Source organism: Agrobacterium sp. SORGH_AS 787, from assembly GCF_030819035.1.
In the GTDB taxonomy this organism is placed as follows: Bacteria; Pseudomonadota; Alphaproteobacteria; order Rhizobiales; family Rhizobiaceae; genus Agrobacterium; species Agrobacterium larrymoorei_B.
Genome location: NZ_JAUTBG010000002.1, coordinates 1,714,749 through 1,730,443, shown reverse-complemented (window position 1 = coordinate 1,730,443; position 15,695 = coordinate 1,714,749). Strand labels below are relative to the sequence as shown.

General features: G+C 59.0%; 11 protein-coding genes. 4 read left to right on the top strand and 7 right to left on the bottom strand.

The genetic code is table 11. The annotated features are described in order from the left end of the window. Positions 1–2: 2 nt before the first annotated feature. The 5 genes from ppdK to QE435_RS17505 form a co-directional block, all read right to left on the bottom strand. Positions 3–2,708 carry a pyruvate, phosphate dikinase gene (ppdK, locus tag QE435_RS17525; protein WP_349042147.1) on the bottom strand — a complete coding sequence of 902 codons (2,706 nt, stop codon included), beginning with the start codon at positions 2,706–2,708 and terminating at the stop codon, positions 3–5. A 294-nt stretch (positions 2,709–3,002) separates the two neighbouring features. Further along, positions 3,003–4,925 (bottom strand): methyl-accepting chemotaxis protein, encoded by a 1,923-nt coding sequence (locus QE435_RS17520; protein WP_349042146.1) that lies wholly within the window; start codon positions 4,923–4,925, stop codon positions 3,003–3,005. A gap of 237 nt (positions 4,926–5,162) precedes the next feature. Further along, the gene (locus QE435_RS17515) at positions 5,163–8,627 is read right to left on the bottom strand and encodes a chromosome segregation SMC family protein (RefSeq protein WP_349042145.1); all 3,465 of its coding nucleotides are present in this window, start codon (positions 8,625–8,627) and stop codon (positions 5,163–5,165) included. A gap of 84 nt (positions 8,628–8,711) precedes the next feature. After that, positions 8,712–9,386, bottom strand: a complete 675-nt coding sequence (locus QE435_RS17510) for a DsbA family protein (protein ID WP_306931493.1) — start codon at positions 9,384–9,386, stop codon at positions 8,712–8,714. Positions 9,387–9,540: 154 nt separating this feature from the next. Then, entirely contained in the window at positions 9,541–10,050 is a 510-nt protein-coding gene (locus tag QE435_RS17505) for a DUF721 domain-containing protein (protein WP_349042144.1), read from the bottom strand. A 110-nt stretch (positions 10,051–10,160) separates the two neighbouring features. On the opposite strand from QE435_RS17505, the gene mutY reads away from it, so the two are divergent. Genes mutY through QE435_RS17490 form a run of 3 tightly spaced genes read left to right on the top strand, consistent with a single transcriptional unit; the run spans position 10,161 to position 12,118 of the window. Continuing rightward, positions 10,161–11,288 carry an A/G-specific adenine glycosylase gene (gene mutY / locus QE435_RS17500; protein ID WP_349042143.1) on the top strand — a complete coding sequence of 376 codons (1,128 nt, stop codon included), beginning with the start codon at positions 10,161–10,163 and terminating at the stop codon, positions 11,286–11,288. Then, the gene (locus QE435_RS17495) at positions 11,285–11,896 is read left to right on the top strand and encodes an HAD family phosphatase (RefSeq protein WP_349042142.1); all 612 of its coding nucleotides are present in this window, start codon (positions 11,285–11,287) and stop codon (positions 11,894–11,896) included. The genes mutY and QE435_RS17495 overlap by 4 nt, the downstream gene beginning before the upstream one ends. A gap of 3 nt (positions 11,897–11,899) precedes the next feature. After that, positions 11,900–12,118, top strand: a complete 219-nt coding sequence (locus QE435_RS17490) for an antibiotic biosynthesis monooxygenase family protein (protein ID WP_349042141.1) — start codon at positions 11,900–11,902, stop codon at positions 12,116–12,118. 518 nt (positions 12,119–12,636) lie between these two features. Here QE435_RS17490 and QE435_RS17485 read toward each other — a convergent pair. Continuing rightward, positions 12,637–13,782 carry a site-specific DNA-methyltransferase gene (locus QE435_RS17485; protein WP_349042140.1) on the bottom strand — a complete coding sequence of 382 codons (1,146 nt, stop codon included), beginning with the start codon at positions 13,780–13,782 and terminating at the stop codon, positions 12,637–12,639. Between the two features lie 166 nt (positions 13,783–13,948). Continuing rightward, positions 13,949–14,404, bottom strand: coding sequence for a DUF5680 domain-containing protein (locus QE435_RS17480; RefSeq protein ID WP_349042139.1), 456 nt, complete (start codon positions 14,402–14,404; stop codon positions 13,949–13,951). A 181-nt stretch (positions 14,405–14,585) separates the two neighbouring features. Here QE435_RS17480 and QE435_RS17475 point away from each other — a divergent pair, with 181 nt between their 5' ends. Then, positions 14,586–15,677 (top strand): hypothetical protein, encoded by a 1,092-nt coding sequence (locus QE435_RS17475; protein WP_349042138.1) that lies wholly within the window; start codon positions 14,586–14,588, stop codon positions 15,675–15,677. The last annotated feature ends 18 nt before the right edge of the window (positions 15,678–15,695 follow it).

The following is a 15,695-nucleotide window of genomic DNA, read 5'->3' as shown; positions in this document are numbered from 1 at the left end:
CCTTACAGCGAAACGACTTTCTTAGCAGGTGCGGCCTGCCGCTGCTGCGCCTGCGACAGCGTTGCCTGAGCGGCGGCCAGCCGGGCAATCGGCACACGGAAGGGCGAGCAGGACACGTAATCCAGCCCGACATTTTCACAGAAATCGATGGAAGTCGGATCGCCGCCATGCTCACCGCAGATGCCAAGCTTGAGCTCGGAGCGCGTCTGCCTGCCGCGGTCCGCGGCAATGCGAATCAACTCTCCTACCCCGTCGAAATCGAGCGACACGAAGGGATCGCGCTCGATGATACCCTTGCGTTGATAGGTGTTGATGAAGCGCGCCGCATCGTCGCGCGAAATGCCGAAGGTGGTCTGCGTCAAGTCGTTGGTGCCGAAGGAGAAGAATTCCGCAGCCTCGGCGATGACATGGGCGCGAAGGGCGGCGCGCGGCAGCTCGATCATCGTGCCGGTTAGATATTCCAGCGTCATGCCACTCTCTGCCGCAACCTCTGACGCAACGCGGTCTATCACCCCGCGAACGTAATCGAGTTCAGAGCGAAGGCTGACAAGCGGCACCATGATTTCCGGAACGACTGGCGCGCCCGTGCGACGCGCGGCTTCCACCGCAGCTTCGAATATGGCACGCGCCTGCATCTCGGCAATCTCGGGATAAGAGATCGCCAGGCGGCAGCCGCGGTGGCCAAGCATGGGATTGAACTCATGCAGCGCATCGAGCCTCTGGCGGAACAGAGTCTGCGGCATGCCCATGGCAGCCGCAACCTCGACGATCTCGCCATCGGTCTTGGGCAGAAACTCGTGCAGCGGCGGATCAAGCAGGCGGATCGTCACAGGCATGCCGTGCATGATGGAGAAGAGTTCGGTGAAGTCCTCTCGTTGCATGGGAAGCAACTGGTCGAGCGCGGCGCGCCTGCCCGCCTCATCCTCCGCGAGGATCATTTCGCGCATCACATGGATACGCTCGCCTTCGAAGAACATGTGCTCGGTGCGGCAAAGGCCAATGCCCTCGGCACCGAAGGCGCGGGCAGCTCGCGCATCGGCAGGCGTATCGGCATTGGTGCGAACCGTCATGCGCCGCGCGCCATCGGCCCATTCCATCAGCTTGCCGAAATCGCCGGAAAGCTCCGGCTGAGTCATCGGTACTTCGCCTTTCAGCACCCGCCCCGACGAACCGTCTATTGTAATGACATCGCCTTTGCGCAGCATGCAGCCCATGCCAATCAGCACGCCACTGCGCAAATCCACGCGCATCGAGCCAGCACCCGTGACGCAAGGAATGCCCATGCCCCGCGCCACCACGGCCGCGTGGCTTGTCATCCCACCTCGCGTCGTCAGGATGCCCTCGGCCGCATGCATGCCATGAATATCTTCCGGGCTGGTTTCCATGCGAACCAGAATGACGCGGCGACCTTCCGCCTTGGCAGCGACGGCTTCCTCGGCGCCGAAGACGATCTCTCCGGATGCAGCTCCTGGTGACGCCGGCAGGCCTGAGCCGATAATCGGTCTTTCGATAGACGAATCGATGGTGGGATGCAGCAGTTGATCCAGCGAAGAAGGATCGATCCGGCAGACAGCTTCATCGGCGGTGATCAGGCCTTCCTCGACCATATCGACGGCGATCTTCATGGCCGCACGTGTCGTGCGCTTGCCGCACCGGGTCTGGAGCATCCAAAGCTGCCCGCGTTCGATGGTGAACTCCATATCCTGCATATCGCGATAATGGGTTTCCAACTGCTTGCAGATCACCAGGAATTCCTGAAATGCCTCCGGCATCAGCTTTTCCATCGACGGCTTGTCGGAGCCGGAGGCGATGCGGGCCGCCTCGGTGATGGATTGCGGCGTGCGGATGCCCGCGACCACGTCTTCGCCTTGCGCGTTGACAAGAAACTCACCGTAAAGCTCTTGTTCTCCTGTCGATGGGTTGCGGGTGAAAGCAACGCCTGTGGCAGAGGTGGAGCCGAGATTGCCGAACACCATGGCCTGAACATTGACCGCCGTTCCCCAATCGCCAGGGATTTTGTGCAGATGGCGGTAGGTGACGGCACGCGTGTTCATCCAGCTGGAAAAGACAGCGCCAATTGCGCCCCAGAGCTGGACTTCCGTATCCTGCGGAAAGGGTTCATCCAACTCGTCTTCGACCAGTTGCTTGTAGCGCGACACCACATGCTGCCACTCGTCGGCGGAAAGCTCCGTATCATATTCGTGACCGAGACGGCCCTTTTCATCCTCGAGGATTTCCTCGAAGACCTCATGGTCAAGACCCATGACGACATCGGCATACATCTGGATGAAGCGGCGATAGCTATCCCACGCGAAACGGGCATCACCGGAGTCCTCGCAGAGCGCCTGCACCGTCTCGTCATTGAGACCGAGATTGAGAACGGTATCCATCATGCCGGGCATGGAGGCACGCGCACCGGATCGGACGGAAAGCAGGAGTGGACGCGGGCCTGCGCCGAATTTGCGGCCGGTCATCGCTTCCATGCCGGCGATCCCGCTTGAAACCTGCAGCTTCAGGTCATTGGGGAGTTGGCGTCCGCCCTGGTGGTAGCGGCCGCAGACTTCGCTGATAATGGTGAAGCCGGGCGGAACAGGCAGGCCGAGGCTTGCCATTTCGGCAAGATGCGCACCCTTGCCTCCCAATATGGCAACATCACTCGCGCGGCCTTCGGCAGCACCGTTGCCAAAGGTATAAACCCATTTCTTCATTATACGCTCTCCACCCAGAAGCGTTCTTGTTTTTCAACCCATTATAGCATTGTCACACCGTTGGGAACGCCAGAGAGTGCAAGATGACAGTGCAGTGCAGCATAATTGCGGCATTGGCGGCCCAGGGATGGCGAAACGCCTGCGGCGAGCGCGGGCATCCATTGTTACGGGTTGTCTCCGAGAGCTTCGCTTGAAGTGTGTCGCGATCGTTCAGATGCGCTTCTCACACTTCAAGCCTTTGATCGCATGTCGTTATCGCAAAACCATTGCGCAACTTTCGCTTGGACCATGCTATCACAACTCTTGCCAGTCCTGCTTAACCGCTGCGTTGCCGTTGAAGGCGGTTGCGAGCTTGCGGCCAAGCGCACGGGCGGGTGACGCTGCCGGACGCTCCGCAGGGGTTGCCGCACGGATCGGGGCCTCGAAGGTGGCAGACAGCTTGAACTGGCCGAGAAGCTGGTTCAGCGAAGAGGCTTCACGTGCGAGACCATGGCTGGCCGCCGTCGTCTCTTCCACCATCGCCGCATTCTTCTGCGTGTCCTGGTCCATCTGGTTCACAGCCGTGTTGATCTGCTGCAGACCGGAAGACTGCTCCTGTGCCGCTTCCACAATCGCCATGACGTGCCGGTTGATCTCCTGCACTTCCGCCACGATCGTCTCAAGCGCGCGGCCGGTTTCACCGACAAGCTCCACGCCTTCCTGAACCTGGGTGTTGGAGGTGGAGATCAGGCCCTTGATGTCCTTGGCAGCACTGGCAGAGCGCTGCGCCAGTTCACGCACTTCCTGCGCAACGACGGCAAAGCCCTTGCCTGCTTCACCAGCACGTGCCGCTTCGACACCGGCGTTCAGCGCCAGAAGGTTGGTCTGGAAGGCAATCTCATCAATCACGCTGATGATGTTGGAGATTTCACCGGACGACTTCTCAATCCGCTCCATGGCGATAACGGCCTTGCGAACGACTTCACCCGACTGTTCGGCTCCGGTGCGCGCCTTGGCGACCAGATGACCGGCTTCCTGGGCGCGACGGGTGGAGTCCTTCACCGTGGTGGTGATCTCTTCCAGTGCGGCTGCGGTTTCCTCGACGGAGGCTGCCTGCTGTTCGGTCCGCTTGGCAAGATCGTCGGCGGCCGAACGGATTTCATTCGCACCAGCATCGATACCACGGGCGTTCTCCGCCACGCGGGTCAGGGCCGACTGGAGCTTCTCGGCAGAGGCGTTGAAGTTCTCACGCACGACATCGAGATGGGCCACGAAAGGCTGGCTGATGCGATAGCACACATCGCCATCCGACAGACGCGACAGGCCGTCTGCCAAATGGTCGACCGCAAACTGCGTGTCCTCGGCTTCCTTCGCCTTCTGTTCGTCGCGAGCAATCCGCTCCTTCTCCGACAGGCTGCGATTGGCGTCAGCCTCCTGTTCCAGACGGATGCGCTCCAGCGCATTCTCGCGGAAGACGGAGACAGCTTGCGCCATCTGCCCAACCTCGTCCTTGCGATCGACGCCGTCGATCTCTTCGCGCGTTTCGCCACCGGCAAGCGACACCATACGCGCACGCAGCTTTTCAATCGGTGCCGTGATGCCTCTGGAAACACAGAACAGGGCCGCGCCGATGAAGGCGAGAAAAGCCAGACCGATGCCGATCAACGAGTGTTTGATGGTTCTTGTTGCCTGTGCGGATAGAACCTGCACGCCTTTCGCGGTTTCCGCAGCATTTGCGTTATTCCAACCCCGGAGATCGGCGCGATAATCCACGACGCGGGAGCCTATCTTTCCGATTTGGAGGCGTGCGTCATCGAGATTACCAGCCTTGATGAGATCAACGCTGGAATTCGCCAGATCGATGATCTCCTTACCTCTTTGAATGAACTTATTCGCTTCGGCGCTGACAGAAGGATCGAGCCGCTTGGCCTCTTCCATGCGCTTGATAAACAATTCGGCGTCGTTTCTATACAGTGCTTCGATTGCGCCCATGTCGCCACCGATCACCTTGATGCGAAGAATTTCGTTGACGGCAAAACCTACGCCGACGATCGCGGTGGACGCTCTGAACAGACTCGTCGACGCGGCAGCGTTGTTGTCGAAAAAGCGCACATAGGCACCATTTGCCTGATTGTAACTATGCGCCAGAAAGCCGGCGCCAGCCATGCCGACCGCGACCATTGGGAGGAGGATCGCCAGGATCTTGTAACGAATTTTAATATTGTCAAAGAGGATCATGTGTTCTCGCAGGACTAAGAAATAACAAGAAAAGACCCGGATACCCTCCTCGAAATCCAGCATGCCATTTCTTGCCACAAGACTTTGCACCGTCATGGAGCAACTGTGGTTGAGGCAATAAACTACGGGCGGCTGCCTTTAAAATTGATTAAATGCAAACGGAATCCGCATCCTAAAGGCGCGAAAAGCGAACCGGATGCAGCTTTCTAAATAACTAATATAACTTAAAATTGTATATTAGGACGCTTCCGCCAATGTCTCCGCCATTTGCAGATCGACCGAAACCAGTTGCGAGACGCCCTGCTCAGCCATGGTAACGCCAAAGAGGCGGTCCATCCGGGCCATGGTGATGGGGTTGTGCGTGATGATGACGAAACGGGTTTCGGTGGAGGCCACCATTTCGTCCATCAGGTTGCAATAGCGCTCGACATTGTGGTCGTCGAGCGGCGCATCCACCTCGTCCAGCACGCAAATGGGAGCTGGGTTGGTGAGGAAGACGGCAAAGATCAGCGCCATGGCGGTCAGGGCCTGCTCGCCGCCGGACAAGAGCGTCATGGTCTGCGGCTTCTTGCCCGGCGGACGGGCGAGAATCTCAAGCCCTGCTTCCAACGGATCGTCGGACTCGATCAGTTGCAGCTCTGCTGTGCCGCCGCCGAAGAGATGGGTAAAGAGCCGCTGGAACTGGGTATTAACGACATCGAATGCGGCGACCAGGCGCTCGCGGCCTTCACGGTTGAGGTTTTGGATTCCGGCGCGCAGCTTCCTGACGGCATCGATGATGTCATCGCGCTCTTTGATCAGGGCGGCAAGCTTGGCGGAGAGCTCCGCCTGCTCCTCATCGGCGCGCAGATTGACCGCGCCGAGGCGCTCACGCTCGATCTTCAACCGGTCGAGATCGCGCTCCACGTCACGCACTTCCGGCAGCGGCGCTCCTGACGGTAGTCCGGTGAGACGCAAGGCCATATGGGGTTCGACGTTCAAAGCCTCGCGAATGCGGTGCTCGCTCTCCTGCCGTTTCTCCCTTGCAGAAACCAGCCGTTCTTCGGCGCGGCCACGCTTTTCTCGTGCTTCCGCCAGTTCTGACAAGGCGGTTGCCGCTGCGCGATCGGCATCCCGCTGGAGATTTTCGGCTTCCACCAGACGGTCTGCGGCAGCGCGGCGCGCCTCTTCCATCTTCTGCAATTCGGTTAAGAGATTGCGGCGCTTCTCATCGAATTCTTCCGGCGCGATATCGAGTTCCGCGAGTTCATCACGCGCCTCCTCTTCACGCTCGCGCAATGTGGCGATGTGGTCGGCGGCACTTGCAGCGCGAGCCGCCCATGTTGCGCGTTCCTGCGCAATGGCATTGATGCGGCGCTGGCGCGCATCAGCCTCACGGCTTAAGCCCTCATGGCGTGCACGCGCCTCGGCCAGAAGGCTTCTATCTGTTGCAACTTCCAGCTGGCTGTCGCGCAAGCGCTCATCAAGGCTGGAAAGATCAGCACCGTCTTCGAGTTCGATGCGGGCATTCTCTTCCTGAGCCGCGATCTCCTCAATCTGACCGCCAATCTGGTTCAGAGCCTCCGAGACGACGTCGCGGCGGCGCAGGAGATCGCCGGATGCCCGCTCTGCCATAGAGAGGGCATCACGCGCTTCGGTCAGCTGCCGGGCGGCAAGGCGGCTACGCTCGCGCGCTTCATTCAAACCGGCCTCCGCCAGACGGATGTCTTCGGCGCGCACCGACAGTAGCTCTTCCGCCTCTTCCAGCGCGAAACGCGCCTCCTCGATTTCGCCTTGGATTTCGGACAGGCGATTCTTTTGTGCCAGCCGCAGCGCTGCACTTCCCGGCGCATCGGCGCTTGCCACGTGGCCGTCCCAGCGGAACAGCGCGCCGTCTTTCGTCACCAGCCGCTGGCCGGGTTTTAGAAGCGACATCAGTCGCTGACCGTCTTCGACAGAGACGACGATACCGATCTGGCGAAGTCTTCGCTTCAAGGCATCCGGGCCGGAGACATGCGACAGGAGCGAGGGAAGGCCCTGCGGCAGGGCCGGATCGTCGGCGCCTTCGCCATTCGCTGTCCAATATGCGGGCGCGTTTTTATCCAGCGGGCTTTCCAGATCGTCGCCAAGGGCTGCACCAAGCGCTGCCTCGAAGCCGCGATCCACTTTCAGCTCTTCCGCTACCGGCGTGAACGAGCCGGAAGCAGCGCCGGCGGCCAGCATTTTCGAGATGGTGCGCGCTTCGGTTTCCAGCGCGTTGAGGCGATTACGCGCCATATCAACCGGTCCACGCGCCAGGGATTCGGCGGAACGCGCCTCAGCAACGGCTGTCTCCGAATCGTCAACAGCGACCAGCGCATCTTCCGCCGCTATCTCCGCCGCCTCGACCATCTCGCGCTTTTCCGCAGGATCTGGAAGTTCGGCCAGCTTCTCATCGATCGTTTCGACTTCGGTAGCAGCCTCGGAAAACTGTCTTTCCAAGCGCATCTTGCGGTCGGCAAGCTCACGGATCGAGCGTTCAAGCTGGGCGCGAGACGCCGCAGCTTCGGCGCGTTCTGCCGTCAATGCTGCAAAAACCCGTTCGCTTTCGGAAAGCTTGGCAGCGGCCTCCTCGAAGGCCTCGCGCGTCTCCTCGGCGTAGCGCCCCGAATCGGCCAGGATGTCGAGGAGCTCGGCTTCTTCCGTATCGAGGCGGGAAAGAAAGTCGGCATTGTCCGAGACGAGCCGCTCTTCGCGCTGAATGTCTTCGCCAAGTTGCGAAAGGCGCCGCGCCAGTTCATCGCGGCGGCGGAGCAAGCGGTTGGCTTCATCATCCAGCTGTGTGCGGGCGATCTGCAATCGCTGAAGCGCGGCAGCGACCTTCGCTTCATTCTCGCGCAGTTCGGGCAGCTTGAAGCTTGCAACGCCCTGCTCTTTTGCCGCTTCCATCTGCCGCTGCGCCTTTTCGGCCACCAGATTGGTGGCGAGGTTCAGCGCGCTGTCCGCTTCCCGTTCCGACTCGCTCGCATCCACCCAGCGGATATGGAGAAGCGTTGCTTCGCGCGCGCGGATCTCGGCAGAGAGCATCTTGAAACGATTGGCCTGGCGGGCCTGGCGCTTCAGGCTTTCGATCTGGCTTTCCAGCTGTGCGGTCACATCCTCAAGCCGTTCCAGATTGGTTTCGGCGGCACGAAGGCGCAGTTCCGCCTCGTGGCGGCGTGAATGCAAGCCGGAAATGCCTGCCGCCTCTTCCAGCAATTGTCGGCGCGCCTGCGGTTTGGCATTGATCAGCTCGCCGATGCGCCCCTGCCCCACCATGGAGGGTGAGCGCGCGCCGGTAGACGCGTCGGCGAACAGAAGCTGCACATCCTTGGCGCGGGCCTCCTTGCCATTGATCCGATAGACAGAGCCGTTCTCGCGCTCGATGCGGCGCGTGACCTGGATCTCGTCAGCATCATTGAAGGCGGCGGGCGCGGTGCGATCGGAGTTATCGAGGTAAAGGCCGACTTCCGCTGTGTTGCGCGCAGGGCGATTGCCGGAGCCGGAGAAGATCACGTCATCCATGCCGGAGGCGCGCATGTTCTTGTAGGAGTTCTCGCCCATCACCCAGCGAAGCGCTTCCACAAGATTGGACTTGCCGCAGCCGTTCGGCCCGACAACGCCGGTCAGGCCTGGCTCGATGATGAATTCGGAGGGCTCGACGAAGGATTTGAAGCCCAGCAGGCGCAGCTTATTGAACTTCATGCCGCTGCCTCGAACCGTAGACTTTCAGATGCGAAAACGGGCGCGCGGAGATATCCGGCGCCCGTCAGAATGTGGCGGCGTCGATTAAAGAAGTTTGTCGATAAGGGCCGACATGGTTTCAACCGACATGTCTCCAGAGTACTTCTTGCCGTTGATGATGAAGGTTGGCGTAGAGTTGACGCCGAATTCCGTCGCGCCGCGCTGCATCGTTGCGTTCACATCATTCAGAAGTTGCTGGTTCGTCAAGCAGGCCTCGAAGCTCTCTTGTGAAAAACCGGCCATTTTCGACATTTGCAGCAGTGCTGCGCGTGCATCCTGGGCGGTTGCCCAGCTCTGCTGCTGTTTGAACAGCATGGAGACGAATGGGAAATACTGCTGCTCCGGCGCGCAACGGGCCAGCATGAAGGCTGCGGCAGCGCGCGGATCGAACGGGAACTCGCGGATGATGAAGTAAACCTTGCCGGTGTCGATGTACTTCTTCTTGATCTCTTCAAAGGCTGTGTTGTGGAAATGCGCGCAGTGCGGGCAGGTCATCGACATGTATTCGACGATCTTCACCGGCGCATTGGCATCGCCCAGAGCACGGTCCGGCAGAGCGCCGGGCTTCAGCACCTCAGCCATATCGACGTCGCCGGAGGATTCCGGAATATCCTGCGCAAAGGCATTGCCTGCAAGCACCGGGAGTGCAGCGACGACAGAGGCCATGGCAACAGTGCCGAGAAGAGCGCGGCGGGTGAGGTTCAGTTCGGGGAAATGCATGGAAGCACCTGTTTGTGAAAGACGCAAATGTCTATGATTCCGATATAGCCACACATCGTTTCCAACAAGCGGCGAGTTCTTTTGTTCTTGTCAAAGAATTGTGACCAGTCAAGGACTGTTCGCTCCAGTTCCCTGCTTCACAGTGTCCGGCTGTTCATAACGTCCGACCTTTGGGACGCTTTTGCATGACGGCGGTTCCAAGCCGCTCCACCGCTTTGCGCAGGGCTTCACTTTCTATCCCCTGCATCATGTCATCCAGTCGTTTTGCCGCCTCCCCTCGCAAAGGCTGCGGCTTGCGCCTGCGAGTGGAAGCCGTCGAGACAGGCTTTTGCACGATGCGGATCTGACGCACTGCGGGGAAGCCAAAAAAGCCGTTGATCCGGGCGATCAACTCGCCCTGAGCATGGGTCAAAAAAAGCGCACGCGCGCCCTCGCAGGCAATCGTCAGAACACCCGGCTGATAACCGCCGCGATCCGGCCCCTCGTCGCGGCGCGGCCAGGTGATCTTTTCGGGGCGGGTACAGTCGGCAAAATCATCGCCGGCAATCTCGTCCCATGAACCGAGCAGTGCCGTGCTGATACCGGCTCTCTTTGCCAAAACGGGATCGATAATGCCGTTTGCAACTTCGGCAATCTGAAGGACACCTTTACGGGTCTGTCGCATGGTCACACTACTCTGAACTCGCGGCTTGATTGGGCGAAGCGTATGGACCAAGTATAGGACGTTTCCATCTCAATTGGAAACGCCATCACCAAATCGGACAGACCTTACATATGCTTCATAAAACCGAAGGGCCGGCTTACGCGCAGTTGTTGCTGGCCTGGTATGATCGCCATCACCGCGATTTGCCATGGAGAACTTCACCATCCATGGCTGCAAAAGGCCTGCGGGCCAATCCCTATCATGTCTGGCTGTCCGAAGTGATGCTGCAGCAAACGACGGTGCAGGCCGTGAAGCCTTATTTCACCAAGTTTCTCGCCGCATGGCCAACGGTCAACGATCTCGCCGCAGCGCCGACCGAGGACGTGATGGCCGCATGGGCGGGGCTTGGTTATTATGCCCGGGCACGAAACCTGAAGAAATGCGCCGAAGCGGTCGCCCATCAGCATGGCGGTACGTTTCCCGACACGGAGGAGGGGCTGAAAGCGCTCCCAGGTATTGGCGACTATACCGCCGCGGCCGTGGCAGCGATTGCCTTTAACCGTCAGGCGGCGGTGATGGACGGCAACGTGGAGCGTGTGATCTCACGCCTGTTCCTGATCGATTCGCCCCTGCCCGGCTCAAAGCCTTTGATGAAAGCCCGCGTTGCGGAGATCACGCCTAACGACCGGCCGGGTGATTTTGCCCAGGCGATGATGGATCTCGGCGCCACGATCTGTACGCCGAAGCGTCCTGCCTGCGCGCTCTGTCCGTTCAACGGCCACTGTCTGGCTCTGGCGCAGGATGAGCCGGAGCGGTTTCCGGTCAAAGCCAAGAAGAAGGATAAGCCCGTGCGCGTCGGCGCGGCCTTCGTTGCGGTCAATGACGAGGGAGAGATCCTTCTGCGGCGGCGCATCGACAGTGGCCTGCTCGGTGGCATGACGGAGGTTCCGACGACGGCCTGGACCGCGCGCCTCGATGGCGGCACGGAAAAAGCCCATGCGCCTTTTGACGCCGACTGGGAAGCGGCAGGCACCATCGTACATGTCTTCACCCATTTCGAACTCAGGCTGACGATCTACCGGGCGAGAGTCGGAAACGAAGTCAAAGCCGATGACGGATGGTGGGAGCCGGTCACAAATCTTGATGCCCAGGCACTGCCAACGGTGATGAAAAAGGCAATCGCTCAGGCTATTCCATTGGCGTTTGCGGCAAGCGCCGGGAAAACGCAGCAGTCTTCGAGAAGCAGGAAAGTTTCATGAGCAAGATCAATCATATTGTTTTCGATATCGGCAAGGTTCTCATTCATTACGATCCGCATATTCCCTATAGCCGCCTGATCCCCGACGATGCCGAACGCGCCTGGTTCTTCGAGAATGTCTGCACCCATGATTGGAATTTGGAGCAGGATCGCGGTCGTACATGGGCGGATGCCGAAGCCTTGCTACTGGAAAACCATCCGGACCGGGAAGAGCATATCCGCGCGTTCCGCACCCATTGGCACGAGATGGTCTCCCACTCCTATGACGATTCCGTCGCCATCCTCAAAGGCCTGATCGACAGCGGCCATGATGTGACGATGCTGACGAACTTTGCCTCCGACACCTTCCGCGAGGCACAGAAGATGTACCCGTTCCTGACGCTCTCTCGTGGTGTGACAGTCTCGGGCGATGTCGGCCTGATCAAGCCGGATGTCGCGATCTACAAGCTGCATGCCGAAACATTCGGGCTCGATCCTGAGACCAGCATCTTCATCGACGATTCGATTGCCAATGTGGAAGGTGCGAAGGAAGCCGGCTGGCAGGCGGTTCACTTCACCGGTGCGGAAAAGCTGAAGGCGGATCTGGCAGAATACGGTATCAAGGTCTGAGGAATGGCAGAGGCGAAGATCTATCTGAGCGGGTACTTGGACGTGCCGGAAGATCGTCGTGAGGCGGTGGCAGACGCCTTGCCGCATCATATCGAACTGACACGCGCTGAACCAGGATGTCTCTCCTTCGAGGTCGTTCTGAGCGACGATATTCCGGGGGCTATCTGGTTTCGGAAGTCTTCACCAATGAGGAGGCCTTCGATGCACATCAGGGCCGGATGAAAAGCTCACACTGGTTTGCGGTCACGCAGGGCATTCCGCGCAATTATAATATTCAAAAAGGCGAGTAATGTCCGGAGGCTTCGTCAGGAAAAAAGTTTGAGAATTCCTGGCGCAGGCAGGAATGGCGGTCCCCGTCCTGCGCCAGTCCAGCCGCAAGCGGCCAGATCTGAAGAATCATCAAAGCAGGGAAGCATCCGTCTTCTTGGCTTTGCGCATCTGTTCGATGCGCCAGCGGCTCGCCCTCGTCCCTTGGCGAGATTGATTAATGTCGCTTACTTGCTCCAAGCTTGCCATGCAATTGAAATATTTCGGGAAAACTCGTTGTCCAAAACAACATACACCAAGGCCCGGCATTCTATGAACGCCGGGCCTTGCTTGTTCTTCATCCGGGACTGAAGGTACTAAAACCGGATGAAGTCTATGGCGAAAGTAACATCGAGCGGTGGATCGAAGACTGGATGTTCCTTTTATCGCGTGTCAATATCGCAAAACCGCTGCACACTTTTGCGCGACATGCTTTAACCGGCTTTGGCCAATTCTATGCGGATGACGCTTCTCAGATCATCGATCGGCTTCAGAGCATCACCATCCTGGTAGTGCCAGAAGGTCCAGCCATTGCATGCATCTAGGCCCTGCACCTTGGCGCCCAGCCGATGGATCGAACCAGCATCACCGCCCGACGAAACCGTGCCATCGGCGCGAATGATCGCCGTGTAACGGCGCTTGGCATCCGTCAGCACCTGGCCGGGGCGTACGAGGCCGCTTTCGAGGAGAACGTTGAAGGCCACGCGTGGTTCGGCCTTCTTGCCGGTCATCACCGTCAGTTCCGCCTTGCCAAGCGGTTCGACGGCAGCGATGCGGGCAGATGCCGCATCGATGTAGTCCTGCTCGCGCTCGATGCCGACGAAATGACGGCCAAGGCGCTTTGCCACCGCACCTGTCGTACCGGAGCCAAAGAAGGGATCGAGCACAACGTCGCCGGGCTTGGTCGAAGCCATGATCACGCGGGCCAGAAGTGCTTCCGGCTTTTGCGTCGGATGGATCTTCTTGCCGTCATCACCCTTCAGCCGCTCGGAGCCGCTGCAGATCGGAAACAGCCAGTCGGAGCGCATCTGCACGTCGTCGTTCGACGCTTTCAGCGCTTCGTAATTGAAAGTGTAGCTCTTCGCCTTGGCATCGCGGCTGGCCCAGATCATCGTCTCATGGGCGTTCTGGAAACGGCGACCCTTGAAGTTCGGCATCGGGTTGGTCTTGCGCCAGACGATATCGTTCAGGATCCAGAAGTTCATGTCCTGAAGGATAGCACCGACACGGAAGATGTTGTGATAGGAGCCGATGACCCAGATGGTGCCATTCGGCTTCAGCACGCGCCGGCAGGCGAGCAACCAGGCGCGAGTGAAGGCATCATAGGCGTCGAAGGAGGCGAACTGGTCCCACTCGTCATCCACCGCATCCACAAGCGACTGATCAGGACGATGCAGCGTGCCGCCAAGCTGGAGGTTATATGGCGGATCGGCGAAAATCGCATCTACGGACTGGCTCGGCAGCGCTTCGAGAGCGGCGACGCAGTCACCCTTGATGATGCTGTCTTTCCAGGCATCGCTCTCGCCTGCAAGATCAAAACCGGCGCGCCGAAAATCGGCCAGTGGAAACACTGATGCCATGGGTACTCGCTCCATACGCTTACTCAACTGAACTGGCCTTATGGTTACCGAAGATGGTTATCAAAGGCTGAACGAGAGAAAGAAAGTTCGGAGGTAAGTGCATAAAAATGCGAGAAAATAGATTACCAGGCCAAAGAGTGAGATCGCTGAGCGGACGCGGCGGTTGCTATGGGAGGATGACACCACCGCAATAGTGGAGCGCATAGGCTTCCTCGCAACCGACCATGATCACCTCGCGGCCGTGAAAATGGCGAGCATCGCCCTCGCTCCTGTCGATGTATGTTCCGTATTCACCCGTCCACTCGAAACCACCGAGGAACCGACCGCTCCGATACATCGTAGAGAGAGCTTTCGTGATGGTGGCTCCGGCTCGCTGGCCATCGATCAGATCCGGACGACAGATGAAGCCGTAATAATTCATCGCCCAATAGGGCGTTCGCCTGAACCAGAGAACCTCTTGGCCGATGAAATTCGTACCGCCAAAGTAGCTGTCGCGATACTCCCAATCCCCATCCGACCATGTGAGATCGTGGGAGCCAGGCCTACTCGGCTCTGTCTTCACGCCGCCTCCGACGTAGCAGGCCGCTTTTGCCCGAACGATGACATCATTCAGATTGTCCATAGCAACTCCTCTGACATGAACATATAGCGAACAAATCATCTGTTTCGTCAAGACGAAATAGCGTCTTCCCGCCAACGGACTCGCTTATGGAACCGGATGTTATTTCTAACGTTTTAATTTAGGAATTTTCCACACTGGCGGTATTATGGTGCCAGTGAAGGGTGCAGGGGTGAAGTTGAAAATGCGCATAGCCTTGATGATCGCCGCGACGCTCTATGCCAGCGCCGCCTTCTCGCAGCAGTCTGCACAGCAAAGCCAACAGGTACCCAAGCCACAAGTCAATGTGCGCACGGACGCCTTTCTTTTCAAAGGCGGCCCGTCGCTCGGCGATAGCGACAAGGTTCGATGGGATTTCTACAAGGCAGATAGCATGGGCGGACGAAGCGACGAGAATGTCGGCGGTGCTTATGATGCGACCTTCGAGGAGAAAATTCCGCCGGGCAAATATGTCGCGGTTGCTGCGCTCGGCAATATCAGCCGCGAGATCGCGTTCGAGGTCAAGGACGGCGCCGTCACCGAGCTTGCAGTGGACTTCGAGGCGGCACAACTCACACTCGTGCCGAAGCGCAGTCCGGACAGCAAGGAGGCAGAGCCGCTTGCGCGAGTGACTGTGACGCAGGACGAATTCAGCGACAGTATCTATGGCGCTAAGGAACTTTATGTGCCGGCCGGCGAATTGAAACTTGAGGGCCGTATAGGTCCGGCGGTGGCCGAGGAAACGATCACGGTCAAAGCCGGAGACACCGTGAGCCATGATGTCATCATTCCAAGTGGTGTGGTTGTCACCAACGCCGTCTACAAGGAGGGCGGACGGCAGGTCGAGACCGACAGCATTCGGTTCGAGGCATTAAAGGACATGCAAACTTTGGACGGCACGCGCGAGACGATCACCGGAACCTATGGCCCAGGCAAGATCATGCAGATGCCGGCTGGAAACTTCATTATGCGGGCGAGGCTCGGCAAGGTGACCGTCGAGAAGCCTTTTAGCGTCACGGCAGGCCAGCGTACCGATCTCAGCATCGATCTCGATGCAGGCGTGCTTGTCGTATCAGCGCCTCAGGCAGAGAGGATCGACATTCTCGAAACCACCAAGGATCTCCAGGGCACGCAGAAGGAAATTTCCGGTCGCTATGGCACGACTCACCAGGAGACGCTTCACCCCGGCACCTATGCGGTGAAAGTGACCTATGACAAGAAGGCCAACCGCGATCCGAAGGAAGTCAGCGCCACGGTGACGGCATCCGAGCGCACCGAGATCAACATCACCGATTGATCCCAAAAGCCAAACCGC